The sequence below is a fragment of the Methylorubrum sp. Q1 genome, from assembly GCF_004683995.1.
Taxonomy (GTDB): domain Bacteria; phylum Pseudomonadota; class Alphaproteobacteria; order Rhizobiales; family Beijerinckiaceae; genus Methylobacterium.
The window spans coordinates 230,558-245,772 of the sequence record NZ_SRHQ01000003.1; the positions used below are offsets into that span (position 1 = coordinate 230,558).

Here is a 15,215-nt window from a genome sequence, read left to right on the forward strand (position 1 = left end):
CGGGCCTTCGAAGGATCCTCCAGTTCCCGCACGATCCCTGGAACACCCTTCGAGGCCTCCACTTCGCGGAGGCACCTCAGGATGAGGGTGAGGAGGGGATCAATCGCATTCAAGACTTTCCGAGGCGCCCCATGGCCGCCAGCGCGACCCTCGCCGCAAGCCCTGCCGCCGACCCGCCCATCGACCGCCGCCGCATGGTGGCGTTCCTGTGCATGGTGTTCGGGATGTTCATGGCGATCCTCGACATCCAGATCGTCTCGGCCTCGCTCAACGAGATCCAGGCCGGCCTCTCGGCCTCCGGCGACGAGATCCCCTGGGTGCAGACGAGCTACCTCATCGCCGAGGTCATCTCGATCCCGCTCTCGGGCACCCTGTCGCGGGTGCTCTCGACGCGCTGGATGTTCTCGGTCTCGGCGGCCGGCTTCACGCTGATGAGCCTGATGTGCGCCACCTCCTCGTCGATCGGCGAGATGATCGTCTGGCGCGCGCTCCAGGGCTTCATCGGCGGCGGCATGATCCCGACCGTGTTCGCTGCGGCCTTCACGATCTTTCCGCCCTCCAAGCGCTCCATCGTCTCGCCGATGATCGGCCTCGTGGCGACGCTGGCCCCCACCATCGGCCCGACCATCGGCGGCTACCTCACCGACCTGTTCTCCTGGCACTGGCTGTTCCTCATCAACATCGTGCCGGGCATCTTCGTCACGATCTCGACCTTCCTCCTGATCGATTTCGACCGGCCGAATTTCGACCTGCTCAAGTCCTTCGACTGGGCCGGGCTCGCCTTCATGGCGGGCTTCCTCGGCTGCCTCGAATACGTGCTGGAGGAGGGGCCGAACCACGACTGGCTGCAGGACGAGGCGGTGTTCGTCTGCGCCATCGTCTGCGCCGTGTCGGGCTTGGCCTTCTTCGCCCGCGTCTTCACCGCGCGCCAGCCGATCGTCGACCTGCGCGCCTTCTCGGACCGCAACTTCGCCGCCGGCTGCGTCTTCAGCTTCGTGATGGGCATCGGCCTCTACGGCCTGACCTACCTCTACCCGGTCTATCTCGCCCGGGTGCGCGGCTACTCGGCGCTGCAGATCGGCGAGACGATGTTCGTCTCAGGCCTGTGCATGTTCGCCACCGCCCCGATCGCCGGAAAGCTCTCGGCCAAGCTCGATCCGCGCATCATGATGGCGATGGGATTCTCCGGCTTCGCGGTCGGCACCTGGATCGTCACCGGACTGACCAAGGACTGGGATTTCTACGAGCTGCTGTGGCCCCAGGTGCTGCGGGGCTGCTCCCTGATGCTGTGCATGATCCCGATCAACAACATCGCGCTCGGCACCCTGCCGCCGGAGCGGATGAAGAACGCCTCGGGCCTGTTCAACCTCACGCGCAACCTCGGCGGCGCGGTCGGCCTCGCCCTCATCAACACGGTGCTCAACGCCCGCTGGGACTTCCACCTCGCGCGCCTGCACGAGCGCTTCACCTGGGCCAACGGCGCCGCGCTGGAGCGCCTCGACGCCATGCGGCGCCAGTTCGAGGTGTTCGGGGGCGACGCCAACGGCATGGCGCTGAAGGCGCTCAACAACACCGTGCGGATTCAAGGCTTGGTGATGAGCTTCGAGGACGTGTTCCTCGTCCTCACGGTGCTGTTCCTGGCGATGGCCTGCGGCACCCCGCTCATCCGCCGCCCCCGCGCCGCGGCACCGGCCGGCGCGGGGCATTGAACGCGGCCCCATCCGCGGACACTCCGGAAGGCGGCCTTCAGGCCGCCTTCACCCCCGCGGCGCGGTCCGGGATGACGATGCGGAAGCGCGCGCCGTCCGTCGTCTCGTCGAGGCAGAGCGTTCCGCCGTTGAGGCGCACCAGCTCCGAGGCGATGGCGAGGCCGAGGCCCGTGCCGCCGGCCCGGGTCGAGCCCTGGAAGGCGGCGAACAGGTTCGCCTTGGCCCGCTCGGGCACGCCGGGTCCGTTGTCGGTCACGAGGACCGTGACCGAGCCCGAGCCGAGCGCGCCGCTCCGGACCCCCTCGATCAGCACGGTGCCGTCCGCGGTCTTGGCAGCGGCATGGGCCTGGACCGCGTTGCGCACGAGGTTGGTCAGCGCCCGCAGGAGCTGTTCGGGATCGACGTCGATCTCGAGATCCGGCGCCGCGCGCACCTCCACGCGGATGCGGGCCGCCGGCATCAGGTCGGCGAGGTCGGTCAGTTCCTCGAGCAGAGGGCCGAGCGCCACCATGCGCCGCTGCGGGTTCGGCTCCGTGGCGCGGCCATAGGCGAGCGTCGCCTCGCAGAAGCGGATCGCCCGGTCGAGGGTCTCCACGAGGCGCGGCGCGACGCGCTGCACCAGGGGATCGGAGACGCTTTCCAGGCGGTCACCGAGAAGCTGAGCGGTGGTCAGCAGATTGCGCAATTCGTGGTTGATCTTGCTCACCGAGAGGCCGAGCTCGGCCAGCCGCCGCCGCTGGCGCAGCTCGCCGCCAAGCGCCACCTGCATCCGGGCGAGCGCGTTCTCCGCCTCGCCGATCTCGTCGGTGCGCGCCGAGCGCCGGGCAACCCGGTCGGTCCGCTCGGGGTCGTCGGCGAAGGCGGCGATGTCGCGGGCGAGCCGGACCACCGGCCGCACGATCGCCCGCTGAAGCACGAAGAACACGAGCCCGGCCGCCAGGGCCGCGATGATGAGGCAGGCGACGAGCAGCCGGAGCGAGAAATCGGCCAGGGCCGCCCGCAGAGGCCCCTCGTCGAGCAGTACCTCGACGGCGTCGAAGCCGTCCTGGCCGGGTCCGATCGCCCGGATCGGCGCTTCGGTGGGAAGGAACAACGTCCGGAAGGCGCCGCCGACCGAGCCCGTCAGGCGTCGCTCGCGCAGATCCACGGTCTCGGCGACGGCGGACGGCGCCGGTCCATCGGTGAGGTAACGCCACGTCTCGCCGACCCGCACGGCGATGGCGCGGGCGCCGACCCCCATGAGCAGGCGCCGAGCGGTCTCGTCGGGGACCTGCCCCTCGGGGGCGGCGTTCAGCACGAGGGCAGCGACCCGCGCCGCCGCGACGCGGTCGGAGAGCCGCGACATCCGGTAGGTCGCCACTGCCGGAACGTAGATCAGGATCTCGGCCAGGACGACGAAGGCGACCGTCAGCAGGAACAGGCGGCCGGACAGGCCGAGCCGGCCGGGCGACCGCGCGGTCGCGGTCGCTGCCTCGCTGTGCCATGGCAGGGCGGCGATCGCCGCCAGTTCATTCTGCGCCATGTCCGCCGGCTCGGGCTGCCGGCCGGGGAACGGAAGGCGGGGCCGTCTCAAGCGTCACCCGTCGTTGTGTCGGTCAATCGCGGCGCGAAGGGCGTGTTCCTGTCCCGGCTCCCCCTGTGCCGGTCAGGTTGCACGTCAGTCCGGCAACGCGCCATTCGCTTGTGCGCAAGTCTTATGCGCGAAGCGTCCGCCGCTCAAGCCGTCGGCGCAGATAAACCGTCAAAAGAGCAAATCCTGCCAGCGCCGCCAGCGCGGCCACCATGCCGGGCGTCACCAGCGCGCGCAGATCGATGCCCTTCGCGCAATCCGCCCCCCCGGCCGCGAGACAGGCCGCCTTCACTTCGTCGCGCGTGGCCAGCAGATCTTCGAGGCCGGCACCGAGACCGGCATAGATGAAGGCCCCCGGGGTCAGGCCGAGCAGGGTGGCGAGCGCGAAGGTGCGAAGCGGCACGCCGAAGGCGGCCGGGGCGAGGTTGGTGATCCAGTAGGGGAAGATCGGCAGGAGCCGCAGGATCAGGATGTAGCCGAAGCCATCGCGGCGAAACCCGTCGGCGAAGCGGCCGACCCGCGGGCCGGCCTTGCGCCGGATCAGGTCGCCGGCGGCGTAGCGCCCGACCGAGAACACGATGGCCGCCCCCGTCGTGGACGAGGCGATGGCGATCAAGGCGCCCGTCACGGGGCCGAACAGCAGCCCGGCCAGCACCGTGAGCACCAGCGTCGCCGGCAGCGAGACCACCACGGAGCCGACATAGGCGAGGCAGGCCAGCGCGATCGCCCGCACCCGGTCCTCGGCGATGAGCGCCTGAAGCCAGACCCGCGACTCGGAGAGCCGGTCGAGATCGAGGAAGCGCCCCCCCCCCGAGGCGAGGATGCCGACGGAGAGCAGGGCCAGCGCCAGGAGCGGGAGCCAGCGCAGCCAGGGCCGGCGCGGCCCCGGCGGCCCGGCCGCAGGATCCGGCCGGTTCGCCGCGCCGTCGAGTCGATCGCCCTCCCCGTCCCCTGACGTCATCGGCCTGCCTCCGCCGGACGGATGTCGCGTGTCCGTCCTCAGCCCCGCTTGCGCATGCGCAGGATCTTGAAGAAGCCGCCGGGGAAGGTCGGCGCGAGGCCGACGACCTCGACGCCGTTGCGCTGCGCCCAGGCCTCGATCCGGGTCGCCTTGAAGTCCGAGGACCAGCCGATCTTGGTGCAGAGCGGCGCGACGATCTCCTCGACCCGCGCCACCGGCCCGTTCGACTGACCGAAATGGTTGGCGAGCACGATGCCGCCGCCGGGGCGCACCACCCGCATGAACTCGGAGAGCGCGGCTTCCGGGTTCGGCACCAGGGTGATGAGGAACTGCGCCACCACGGCGTCGAAGCTCGCATCGGCGTAGCCGAGGCGGCACACGTCCATGACCTGGAGGCCCTTCACGTGGGTCAGCCCCTTGCGGCGGACCTTGCCGCGGGCGCGCTTGAGCATGTCCTCGGAGAGATCGACGCCGCAGACGAAGCTGTCGCGGGGATAGTAGCCGAGCGACAGGCCGGTGCCGACGCCGGCCTCCAGCACCCGCGGCCCGTGGGCGACGGCCGCCTCGACGGCGGCGCGGGCGGCCGGCTCGGTGAGCTTGTCGTAGACCACATCGTAGACCGGCGCCCAGCGGGCATAGGCCTTGCGCATCAGCTCGGTGGTGGGCCCGGCCTCGGGCACCCGCTCGCTCAGCATCTCACTGTCACCCTCTCATGACTTCCGGCCTCACGCGCCGGCAGCCGCCTCCGCGGCTTGGGCTCTCGCCATCTCATTTCGCATCGTCTTTTCCGAAAGCCGGCAGCGACCTTTCGGGACGACGATCGAGACGCCTCGGTGTGGCCGAGGCCGCTTCGCGGGCGCTCTTCACGCCTGCCGAGCGGTGCGATCGCCCGAAGAGCGATAGCGGGATCTGGGAAAACCGAGATCAGCCCGGCGCGAAGCACCCCCATCAGGCGGCCTCGGCGGCGCCTGCCTGCAACGCGCCGATGCGCCGGATGGTGCCGCCGCCGAGCACCTGCGCGCGCGGGCCGTCATCGGCGTAGATCACGCAGGCCTGACCCGGCGAGACCCCGTCCTCGGGGACGAGCAGTTCGACCTCGGCGCAGGCCTCGGCCGCGTTCCACGACAGGCGCGCGGGCCGCGGCTCGCGGGTCGAGCGCACGCGCACGGCCACGGGCCTTTCCGCGATGTCCTCCGGCGCACCGTCGCCGAGCCAGTTGAGATCGGTGAGGCGAATGCGGCGGGTGGCGAGCGCGGCGCGGGGGCCGACCACGACGCGGGCGGTCTCCGGCTCCAGCCGCACCACGTAGAGCGGTTCGCCGGCCGAGAGCTTGAGGCCGCGGCGCTGGCCCACCGTGTAATGGATGATGCCCTCGTGGTCGCCGAGGCGCCGGCCGTCGAGATCGACGATCTCGCCGGGGCGGGTCGCCTCCGGCCGGAGCTTGGCGATCACGTCGGCATAGCCGCCCTGGGGCACGAAGCAGATGTCCTGGCTGTCGGCCTTGTCGGCGACGGCCAGGCCCAGCTCCCGGGCGAGCGCGCGGGTCTCGTCCTTGGGTCGCTCGCCCAGGGGAAAGCGCAGATAGGCGAGCTGTTCCGGCGTCGTGGCGTAGAGGAAGTAGCTCTGGTCGCGGGCCGGATCGAGGGCGCGGTAGAGCGCGCGTCCGCCCTCCGGCCGCGCCCGGCTCGCCACGTAATGGCCGGTCGCCAAAGCCTCGGCCCCGAGGTCGCGGGCGAGGCCGAGCAGGTCGCGGAACTTCACCGACCGGTTGCACTCGACGCAGGGGATCGGCGTCTCGCCCGAGAGGTAGCTCTCGGCGAAGCGGTCGATCACCGATTCCCGGAAGCGGTCCTCGTAGTCGAGGACGTAGTGCGGAATGCCGAGCGCCTCGGCCACCGCCCGCGCATCGTGGATGTCGCGACCGGCGCAGCAGGCCCCCTTGCGATGGGTCGCCGCGCCGTGATCGTAGAGCTGGAGCGTGACGCCGACGACGTCGTAGCCCTCGCGCTTCAGCAGGCCGGCCACGACCGACGAGTCGACGCCGCCCGACATGGCAACGACGACGCGCGTCTCGTGCGGGGGCTTCGGGAGATCCAGCGAGTTCATGGCCGGTGATGGGGCCGGGTGCCGGCCGTTGGCGGAGCCTTCGGGCGCGCGCCGGACCGTGGGGTCCGGGCGCATGTCCGGTGTCTATAGCGATCCCGATCCCGACTTTCCAGGGATGGGAGCGACGAGAGCCGGTTCAAAGCCCGGATCGTGGCCCCGGGCGGCCGGCAAATCCTGCCGGGAGGCCGGCAGATCCCGCCGGGCCGGCGCGAGGCGGCCCTCACCGCAAAAATTTTTCTCTTTTTCTGTCAGTGATTTGCCCGACATCGATCGATGGTGCGCGGCTTGCTCTGGTCTCCTCCGGCTTCGGCGACGAAGAATAAGGACGGCATCGTGGTTTCGCGCGCAGATCTGGCGGAGGCGTTTTTCAGGCAGAGCTTGCGGCCCGCCTCGTCCGGGGCGCGGGGGGCTGAGGGCACGGCGCGGTTCAGCCTGGAATCCGCGGAGCGGAGGCCGGCGGCACCGGCCCGGCCCGCATCCCGCCGCGACGAAACCGCCTCCGCCCGCAGCGATGCCGCCAGGGCGGACGCGGAAAAAGCCGAGAGCGCCAAGACCGGGGCTGCCAGAACCGGAGCGGCCAAGAGCGACGGGGCCAAGAGCGACAGGGCCGAGAGCGACAGGGCCGAGAGCGGCCCGTCCGGAGCTTTGCAGGAGAGCCGTGCCCAGGCCGCCTCCGCCCGCAGCAAGCCGCTCGCGGCAAGGACAGGACGGGACGGTGCGCAGGCCGCCTCCGCCCGAGGTCCGGGCACCGAGAAGACCGCGAACCCCGCCTCGCAGCGGCCGGAACGCCCGGCCGCCGACGGCGCGGAACCGGTCCAGGAAGCGGCTGCGGAAGAGGTCGCCGCCAAGGAAGCCGGTGCCGCGGTGGTGTCCGAGGACGAGGCACGGGAGCGGGGCGAGACCGATCCCGCATCGCCGAAGGCCGCCGATCCCGCCGCTCTCCTCTCGCCGCCGCCCGCTCCGGCGCCGACGACCGCGACGGGTGTTTCCGCAGGCGACGGCGGGCTCGACGCGAATCAGCCCGTCACGGGCCTGCCCGGCGAAGCGACGGCAACCGGTCACGCCGCGAAGGCCGGCACGGGGGATGTCTCCGCCGCCGCCGCCGCGGGCACGGCCGCCGGCTTCGAGGCGGCGCTCACCGAGGCGCAGGCGCCGACCGCCTCACCCATTCCGGCGCCCGCGGGCCCCGGAACCCCTCTCGCCCCGCCCGGCAGCGTCGGCGCCGCGCAGGGCCCGCACGCAGCCCAGGCCGCGGAGGCCGCGGCGGCGCAGCCCCAGCCGGCGACGCCGCCGATTCCCTTAGGCGCCGTGCCGATGACGATCGGGCTGCGCTCGCTCTCGGGCATGAACCGCTTCGCGATCCGCCTCGACCCGGTCGAACTCGGCCGCATCGACGTGTCGCTCGACCTCGACAAGGCGGGGGGCAAGGCGCGGGCGCATCTCGTGGTGGACCGTCCCGAGACCCTGGCCCTGCTCCAGCGCGATGCGGGCTCCCTGCAGCAGGCGCTCGCGCAGGCGGGCTTCGACGTCGCCGCCGAGGCCGGCGGGGGCGGGATCGATCTCTCCCTGCGCGGCGAGACCGGATCCCAGGGCGGCCGGGACGGCGAATCCGCATCCCGCGACCGCTCCGACGGCGGGCCCGGCGAGCCCGGCAGACGGGAGGCCCGCCCCTCGCTGCTCGACGCCATTCCCCTGCGGCCGCTCCGTGCCGTCGGCAATCTCGACATCCGGATTTAGGACGACGCCATGGCCGCCGGCATCACGAGCAATACGAGCAGCACCAGCATCACCGGCGCGAGTGCCGCCTCGACCACCGACACGAAGTCGATCGCGGGCAACTTCACGCAGTTCCTGACGCTGCTGACCACGCAGCTCAAGAACCAGAACCCGCTCGATCCGCTCGACACCAACCAGTTCACCCAGCAGCTCGTGCAGTTCGCGGGCGTCGAGCAGCAGCTCAAGACCAACGCCTCGCTCGACACGATCCTGACCAACTCCAAGGCCGCATCGGCCTCGTCCGCCTCCGGCCTGATCGGCCGGACGATCACGGCGGACGGCGCCGCCACCGATCTGACGAACGGCAAGGCGACCTGGACGCTGACCCCGGAACGGGCCGCCGCCAGGGCCGTCATCACCCTCAAGGCCAGCGACGGCACCGTGGTGGCCACCAAGACCACGACGCTCAAGGCCGGCCCGCAACCCTTCGAATGGGACGGCACCGGGACCTCGGGCCTGACGGCCAAGGACGGGCGCTACGCGATCACCGTGGATGCCCTCGATACGACGGGGACGAAGGTCACCGTCGACACCAAGGTTTCGGGAATCGTGGACGGCGTCGACCTCAGCGGCTCTGAACCCGTGCTGACGATCGGCTCGGCCCGCGTGCCGGCCTCGAGCGTGAAAACGCTTTCCGCACCAACCTCTTGATGCGTTGCAGCATCGATGGATCCGGGTTTGTCCACATCTGCTCACAACAATCGAATCGCATTCGAGCGGCCGACTTCAAGAACTTTTAAGCGGGTGCAAGTAGCTTCTCTCTCGACAGGTCAGTCGAGTGTAGAGCGTATCATGACCGAAACACCCCGGCCCCGCGTGAAGTATGTGATTGGGCCCGACGGCAGCCCCCTGACGATCGCCGATCTTCCCCCCGTCACCACCCGTCGCTGGGTCATCCGCCGAAAGGCTGAGGTCGTGGCCGCGGTGCGCGGCGGCCTGCTCAGCCTGGAGGAGGCCTGCCAACGCTACACCCTGACCACGGAAGAATTTTTGAGCTGGCAGTACTCCATCGACCAGCACGGACTCGCCGGCCTGCGCACCACGCGCATCCAGCACTACCGTCACTGAAATCAGCCAGTTCGACCCGTGCGTTGCGCATGACCTGTTCGCGCAACGCATGAGGAGCCGCCTCCGGAGCACCGGGGCGGCTCTCGTCGTTTTCGGGCTCCGCAGCCCGTCCGCCCCCTCGCATCCGCGCGATCCGGGGCACCGTTCGTGAAGGACACCGGCCCGGCGTTAACGCCTCGCTAACCACGCACCGGGCAAATCTTGCCGGGCGACCGCGCATCCCTCGCGGCCGCACCGCTGTGCGCAGGCGTGCCCGTCCGTGAAACCCATCCTCGATCTGGTGACGAAGCTCGGGCCCGCGCGCATCGCCGCGATGGCGGCCGTGACGCTGACGCTGATCGGCTTCTTCGCCTTCGTGATCCTGCGGGTCTCGCGGCCCGATATGGGCGTGCTGTTCTCCGACCTGTCGATGCAGGATTCCTCGGCCGTGATCCGCGAACTCGATGCGCGCGGCATCACCTACGAGACCAAGGGCGAGATGGGCCAGACCGTGCTCGCGCCCCGCGCCGACCTCGCCAAGCTGCGCATGGACTTCGCCGGCAAGGGCCTGCCGTCTCAAGGCGGCATCGGCTACGAGATTTTCGACAAGGGCGACGCCTTCTCCTCCACGAGCTTCGTCCAGAACGTGAACCACCTGCGGGCGATGGAGGGCGAACTCGCCCGCTCGATCCGCGCCATCGGCCGGGTCCAGGCGGCGCGCGTCCACCTCGTCATTCCCGAGCGCCGCCTGTTCGAGCGCGACCGCGAGGCACCCTCGGCCGCCATCGTCGTCAAGCTGATGGGCGACCTCGATGCGAGCCAGGTGCGCGCGATCCGGCATCTCGCCGCCTCCGCGGTCGAGGGCCTGAAGCCCGAGCGGGTCTCGATCGTCGACGAGCGCGGGCGCCTGCTCGCCGACGGCGCCCGCGGCGCGGAAGCCGACGGGGCGGGCGCCCTGGAGGAGCGGCAGGCCGGCATCGAGCGGCGGATGCGCTCGCAGATCGAGGAGATCGTGGCCGGCATCGTCGGCCAGGGCCGCGCCCGGGTGCAGGTCACCGCCGAACTCGACCTCAACCGGGTCGAGAGCCGCTCGGAGAGCTTCGACCCCGAGAGCCGCGTCGTCCGCTCCACCCAGACCCGTTCCGAGAACTCCTTGACCGGCGGGGCAGAGGGGCAGGTCAGCGTCGGCAACGAGTTGCCGGGCGCCAACCCGAATCAGCCCCAGCCCCAGCAGAAGGATTCCTCGCAGAAGAACGAGGAGGTCACGAACTACGAGATCTCCCGCGTCACCAAGGTCGAGACCCTGGAGGGCGGCCGCCTCAAGCGGCTGTCGGTGGCGGTGCTGGTCGATGGCGTCTACGCACCCGGCGCCGACGGCAAGCCCGCCTACCAGCCGCGCTCCGATGCCGAGATCGCGCGCATCAGCGCGCTGGTGCGCACCGCGGTCGGCTACGACAAGGTCCGCGGCGATCAGGTCGAGGTGGTCAACCTGCGTTTTGCCGAGACCCCCACCGCCCCGGAATTTTCCGAGCCCGGCCTGATCCAGTCGTTCCTGAGCCCGACCAAGGAGGAGGTGATGCGCCTCGTCGAGCTCACGGTGCTGAGCCTGCTCACCCTGGTCGTGCTGATGGCGGTGGTGCGTCCGCTCCTGCGCCGCGTGCTCGAATCCGAGGCGCCGGTGGCGCTCGCCGGACCGGCCGGAGCGCTCGCGCTGGCCGGGGCGGCGGGCGGCGAGGGACCGGTCGAGATCGCGGTACGCGAGAACACCACCAACAAGTTCCTCGAGTCGGCCAAGATCAACGGCCAGATCCAGGCCGAGACGGTCGAGCGCGTGGTCGACATGGTGCGGGCGAGCCCGACCGAGACGGTCGAGGTGCTGCGCAACTGGATCCACGATTCCTGATGGACGCTGACACCACGCAGAACCGGAAGAGAGGAGGGAATTCGTGTCCGCGGGCGTAAACTTCAACGTTGCCATGGAGAGCCTCGATGCGTCGAAGGCGTTCGCCGAGATGCCGGGCCCGCAGCGCGCCGCCGCCCTCCTGCTGCTGCTCGGCGAGGAGGAGGGTGCGCCGATCTGGCAGCGCCTCGACGAGGACGAGATCAAGCTCGTCAGCCATGCCATGGTGCAGCTCGGCTCGCTGGAAGCCGCCACCGTCGAGCGGCTGATCGTCGATTTCGTCTCGCGGCTGTCCTCGGGCGGCGGCATCACCTCGAACTTCGAGCGCACCGAGTCGCTCCTGCTCAAGATCTTCCCGCCCGAGCAGGTCTCCTCGATCATGGCGGAGATCAAGGGTGCCTCCGGAAAGCGCGTCTGGGCGAGCCTGACCCAGATCGACCCCGAGATCCTCGCGAACTTCCTGCGCAACGAGTACCCGCAGACCGTGGCCGTCGTGCTGTCGAAGGTGCGGGCCGACTACGCCGCCAAGGTGCTGACCATCCTGCCCGAGGAGTTCGCCATCGACGTGCTCAACCGGATGCTGCGCATGGAAACCGTCCAGAAGGAGGCCCTGCGCCACATCGAGGAGACGCTGCGCACCGAGTTCGTCTCGACCATCGCCCAGACCACGCGGCGCGACGCGCACGAACTCATGGCCGAGGTCTTCAACGCCTTCGACCGGCAGACCGAGACCCGCTTCCTCGCGGCGATCGACCAGGCCAACCGCGGCTCGGCCAAGAAGATCCGCCAGCTCATGTTCACCTTCGAGGATCTCCTGAAGCTCGATCCGGGCTCGGTCCAGACCCTGATGCGCAAGGTCGACAACGACACCCTGTGCCGCGCGCTCAAGGGCGCCGACGAGCGGGTGCGCGCCTTCTTCATGCGCCAGATGTCGACCCGCGCGGCCAAGAACCTCACCGACGAGATGGGCTCGATGGGGCCGATCCGCCTCAAGGAGGTCGATGAGGCGCAGGCCAAGATGACGGAACTGGCCAAGGAGCTGGCCGAGAAGGGCGAGATCATGATCGCCAAGAACGGCGGCGAGGAGGAGTTGGTCTATTGAGCACGCGCGCCTCCCGCCCCTTCCTGTTCGACACCGATTTCGGCCGCCCGCGCGGCCCCTCCTCCACCGACGCGGAAGCCCTGGCCCGCGCCGAGGCCGAGCGGGCCGCCATCGAGGCGGCGGCCTATGCCCGCGGCCTTCAGGACGGCCGGGCCGAGGCCGCCCTGCAGGAACAGGCCCGGCTCGCCGACGCGCTGACACGGGTCGGGCTCGCAGCAGCCGGCCTTCTCAACCAATCCGATGCCCGCGACGGCGAGCGCGAGGCGCAGGCTCTGGCCTTCGCGGCGGCGCTGGCCCGCCGGATCGCCGGGGACGCCCTCGATGCGCGGCCGCTGGCGACGGTGGAGGAGGCGGCCCGCTCGGCGCTGCGGCACCTGCGCGGCGTGCCCCACCTCGTGCTGCGGGTGAACGAGGGGCTCGTCGATGACGCGGAGACGCTGATGCGGCGTCTGTCGCGCGAGAACGGCTTCGAGGGGCGCCTCGTGGTGCTGGGCGAGCCCGACATGGCGCCGGGCGATGCCCGGCTCGAATGGGCCGACGGCGGCGTCGTGCGCGAGCGCGCCCGCATCGAGGCCGCGGTCGAGGCCGCCCTTTCCCCCAATTTCGCCAGCGCAGAGGCCTGAGCCCGATGTCGAGCGACGATTTCAGCCTGCCCCAGCTCAACGAGGGCGACCTGCCCTACGACGAGGGCGCCCCCGGTTCCGTCCGCGACGCGCCGACGAGCCCGAAGAATGCGGCGGACCTCGAACAGGTCTTCGACGTGCCGGTGGTGGTCTCGGCGGTGCTGGGCTCCTCGCGCATGCCGATCGGCGACCTCCTGCGGCTCGGCCCCGGCGCCGTGCTCGAACTCGACCGCAAGGTCGGCGAGGCCATCGACATCTTCGTCAACAACCGCCTCGTCGCCCGCGGCGAGGTCGTTCTGGTCGAGGAGCGCCTCGGCGTCACCATGACCGAGATCATCAAGAACGATCACTGACCCTTTGGTGTGTCGATCCCGGCCGCGGGTCGGGATCGACACGTCCGGCGGACGGCCGCCGCCCCGCCTTCGCGGGGGCCGGCCTGCGATGAGCGATCATCGCAGGCCGGGACGGCCATCCGAACCGGATGAATTTTCGGAGACACCACGCCATGCGGCTGCTCATCGTCGGACGGCTCTCGAGCGAACTCGTCACCGCCTCGAAGATCGCCATGAACCGGGGCGCCTCGGTCACCCACGCCGACGGGATCGACCAAGGGCTCGCGACCCTGCGCGCCAAGGGCGGCGACCTCGTCATGGTCGATGTCGGCCTCGACATCCGCCGGCTGGTGCAGGCTTTGTCCGACGAGCGCATCCGCACGCCGGTGGTGGCCTGCGGCATCGCCTCCGACGCCCGCGCCGCGGTGGCGGCGATCCAGGCGGGCGCCAAGGAGTACATCCCCCTCCCCCCCGATCCCGAATTGATCGCGGCGGTCCTGGAGGCCGTGGCGGCGGACGCCCGCAGTTTCATCTGGCGCGATCCCTCGATGGAGCGCGTGGTGCGGCTCGCCGAGCAGGTCGCCCGCTCGGAAGCCTCCGTGCTCATCACCGGCGAGAGCGGCACCGGCAAGGAGGTGCTGGCCCGCCACGTCCACGCCAAGTCGAACCGGGCGGGCCGCCCCTTCGTCTCGGTCAACTGCGCGGCGATCCCCGAGGCCCTGCTCGAATCCGAGCTGTTCGGCCACGAGAAGGGCGCTTTCACCGGCGCGGTCGCCCGGCGCATCGGCCGGTTCGAGGAGGCCAATGGCGGCACGCTGCTCCTCGACGAGATCTCCGAGATGGATGTGCGGCTGCAATCCAAGCTGCTGCGCGCGCTGCAGGAGCGGGTGATCGACCGGGTCGGGGGTGCGGCCCCCGTCAAGGTCGATATCCGCGTGCTCGCCACCTCCAACCGCAACCTCGCCGACGAGGTGAAGAAGGGCACGTTCCGCGAGGATCTGTACTACCGCCTCAACGTCGTGCATCTGCGCCTGCCCGCCTTGCGCGAGCGGCTGGCCGACATTCTCGAACTGACCGCCCATTTCGCCCGCAAATACGCGGAGCTGAACGGGCTGCCGCTGCGTCCGCTGGCCCGCGAGGCGCAGGCTCTGGTCGCCCGCAACCCCTGGCCCGGCAACGTGCGCGAGTTGGAGAACACGATCCACCGCGCGGTGCTCCTGGCGCAGGGGGCCGAGATCGGTCCGGAGGCGATCCTGAGCCCGGAGGGCGAGTCGCTCGCAGCACCGACGGCGGCGGCCTCCGGCCCGGTCGAGCGGGCGGCAAGCGCGGCGGAGGCGGCCACCCGCGGGCTCGTCGGACGCACCGTGGCGGATGTCGAGCGCGACCTGATCCTCGACACCCTCGACCATTGCCTCGGCAACCGCACGCACGCGGCGCGCATCCTCGGCATCTCGATCCGAACCTTACGCAACAAGCTCAACGAGTATGTCGAGGCCGGCGTGAAGGTGGCCGAGCCCGGCGGCGTGCGGGCCATGGCGGCCTATGGCTGAACGTCTCTTACGATACCCCCGCGGCATCGTAACGGCGGGAACGCCGCGGATCGGGGATCGGACGTGTTGTGGGGGCTTTGCGACGAGGTCCGCGCGGTTGATGCGAGCGGCCCCTCACTACTTTTTGCTGAACTGCGCCTCGTACTCGGCGTTCTGCGCCGCGCGCGCCTGCTCGATCTTGCGCAGGGTGAGGAAGCGGACGATGTCGAACTCGACGTCGCGGATCGTCTCTTCGATCAAGTGGCGCTGGAGCAGGATGCGGGGATCGTCGCCGGCGAGGCCCTCGCGGTCCTGGAGCCGCTGCACCGCCTGCCGGACCACGGCGTAGACCTGATCGCGCTCCTCCCGACTCATGGACGGACTGACGGCGCGCGCGATGAGATCGGTGAAATCCGCCATGGAAGCCGTTCGATGAAAGCCGTTTGCCGGCCGCCGCTTAGAGTGCCTCACGAAACTCCCGCTGCGCCGCCGTGCCCAGAACGGAGATGATCGGTGATCGGGAGTTTCGTCAGAGACACTTAGAGCGCATTCCGACGAAG

Annotated in this window: 14 protein-coding genes; 9 read left to right on the top strand and 5 right to left on the bottom strand. The window is 70.5% G+C overall.

Features of this window, described 5'->3' with window-relative positions; genetic code table 11:
- Window positions 1-131 precede the first annotated feature (131 nt).
- The gene (locus E4V01_RS04680; RefSeq protein WP_060771343.1) at window positions 132-1,709 is read left to right on the top strand and encodes a DHA2 family efflux MFS transporter permease subunit; all 1,578 of its coding nucleotides are present in this window, start codon (window positions 132-134) and stop codon (window positions 1,707-1,709) included.
- Between the two features lie 37 nt (window positions 1,710-1,746).
- Here E4V01_RS04680 and E4V01_RS04685 read toward each other — a convergent pair whose 3' ends face one another.
- The 4 genes from E4V01_RS04685 to mnmA all read right to left on the bottom strand — a co-directional run bounded on the left by E4V01_RS04685 (window position 1,747) and on the right by mnmA (window position 6,346).
- Window positions 1,747-3,231 (bottom strand): sensor histidine kinase, encoded by a 1,485-nt coding sequence (locus E4V01_RS04685; protein ID WP_135297550.1) that lies wholly within the window; start codon window positions 3,229-3,231, stop codon window positions 1,747-1,749.
- Between the two features lie 172 nt (window positions 3,232-3,403).
- Entirely contained in the window at window positions 3,404-4,240 is an 837-nt protein-coding gene (locus E4V01_RS04690; RefSeq protein ID WP_135297551.1) for a TVP38/TMEM64 family protein, read from the bottom strand.
- A gap of 38 nt (window positions 4,241-4,278) precedes the next feature.
- Window positions 4,279-4,935 carry a class I SAM-dependent methyltransferase gene (locus tag E4V01_RS04695; protein WP_135297552.1) on the bottom strand — a complete coding sequence of 219 codons (657 nt, stop codon included), beginning with the start codon at window positions 4,933-4,935 and terminating at the stop codon, window positions 4,279-4,281.
- A 253-nt stretch (window positions 4,936-5,188) separates the two neighbouring features.
- A complete protein-coding gene (gene mnmA, locus E4V01_RS04700; RefSeq protein WP_135297625.1) occupies window positions 5,189-6,346 on the bottom strand; it encodes a tRNA 2-thiouridine(34) synthase MnmA in 1,158 nt (385 codons plus the stop codon).
- 333 nt (window positions 6,347-6,679) lie between these two features.
- On the opposite strand from mnmA, the gene E4V01_RS04705 reads away from it, so the two are divergent.
- The 8 genes from E4V01_RS04705 to E4V01_RS04740 all read left to right on the top strand — a co-directional run bounded on the left by E4V01_RS04705 (window position 6,680) and on the right by E4V01_RS04740 (window position 14,676).
- On the top strand, window positions 6,680-8,083 hold the full coding sequence (locus tag E4V01_RS04705) for a flagellar hook-length control protein FliK (RefSeq protein ID WP_135297553.1): 1,404 nt from the start codon (window positions 6,680-6,682) through the stop codon (window positions 8,081-8,083).
- Between the two features lie 9 nt (window positions 8,084-8,092).
- Complete coding sequence (locus E4V01_RS04710; protein WP_135297554.1) at window positions 8,093-8,773, top strand: flagellar hook assembly protein FlgD; 681 nt, start codon at window positions 8,093-8,095, stop codon at window positions 8,771-8,773.
- Window positions 8,774-8,914: 141 nt separating this feature from the next.
- Window positions 8,915-9,190 carry a DUF1153 domain-containing protein gene (locus tag E4V01_RS04715; protein ID WP_009865968.1) on the top strand — a complete coding sequence of 92 codons (276 nt, stop codon included), beginning with the start codon at window positions 8,915-8,917 and terminating at the stop codon, window positions 9,188-9,190.
- 259 nt (window positions 9,191-9,449) lie between these two features.
- Window positions 9,450-11,072 (top strand): flagellar basal-body MS-ring/collar protein FliF, encoded by a 1,623-nt coding sequence (fliF, locus tag E4V01_RS04720; RefSeq protein ID WP_135297555.1) that lies wholly within the window; start codon window positions 9,450-9,452, stop codon window positions 11,070-11,072.
- A gap of 43 nt (window positions 11,073-11,115) precedes the next feature.
- Entirely contained in the window at window positions 11,116-12,171 is a 1,056-nt protein-coding gene (fliG, locus tag E4V01_RS04725; RefSeq protein WP_135297556.1) for a flagellar motor switch protein FliG, read from the top strand.
- A complete protein-coding gene (locus E4V01_RS04730; protein ID WP_060771337.1) occupies window positions 12,168-12,794 on the top strand; it encodes a FliH/SctL family protein in 627 nt (208 codons plus the stop codon). Before fliG ends, E4V01_RS04730 begins: the two co-directional genes overlap by 4 nt.
- A 5-nt stretch (window positions 12,795-12,799) precedes the next feature.
- Window positions 12,800-13,147: a flagellar motor switch protein FliN gene (gene fliN, locus E4V01_RS04735; RefSeq protein ID WP_060771336.1), complete on the top strand. Its 348-nt coding sequence runs from the start codon at window positions 12,800-12,802 to the stop codon at window positions 13,145-13,147.
- Between the two features lie 152 nt (window positions 13,148-13,299).
- Window positions 13,300-14,676 (top strand): sigma-54-dependent Fis family transcriptional regulator, encoded by a 1,377-nt coding sequence (locus E4V01_RS04740; RefSeq protein ID WP_060771335.1) that lies wholly within the window; start codon window positions 13,300-13,302, stop codon window positions 14,674-14,676.
- 117 nt (window positions 14,677-14,793) lie between these two features.
- Here E4V01_RS04740 and E4V01_RS04745 read toward each other — a convergent pair whose 3' ends face one another.
- Complete coding sequence (locus E4V01_RS04745; RefSeq protein WP_060771334.1) at window positions 14,794-15,075, bottom strand: hypothetical protein; 282 nt, start codon at window positions 15,073-15,075, stop codon at window positions 14,794-14,796.
- Window positions 15,076-15,215: the final 140 nt, after the last annotated feature.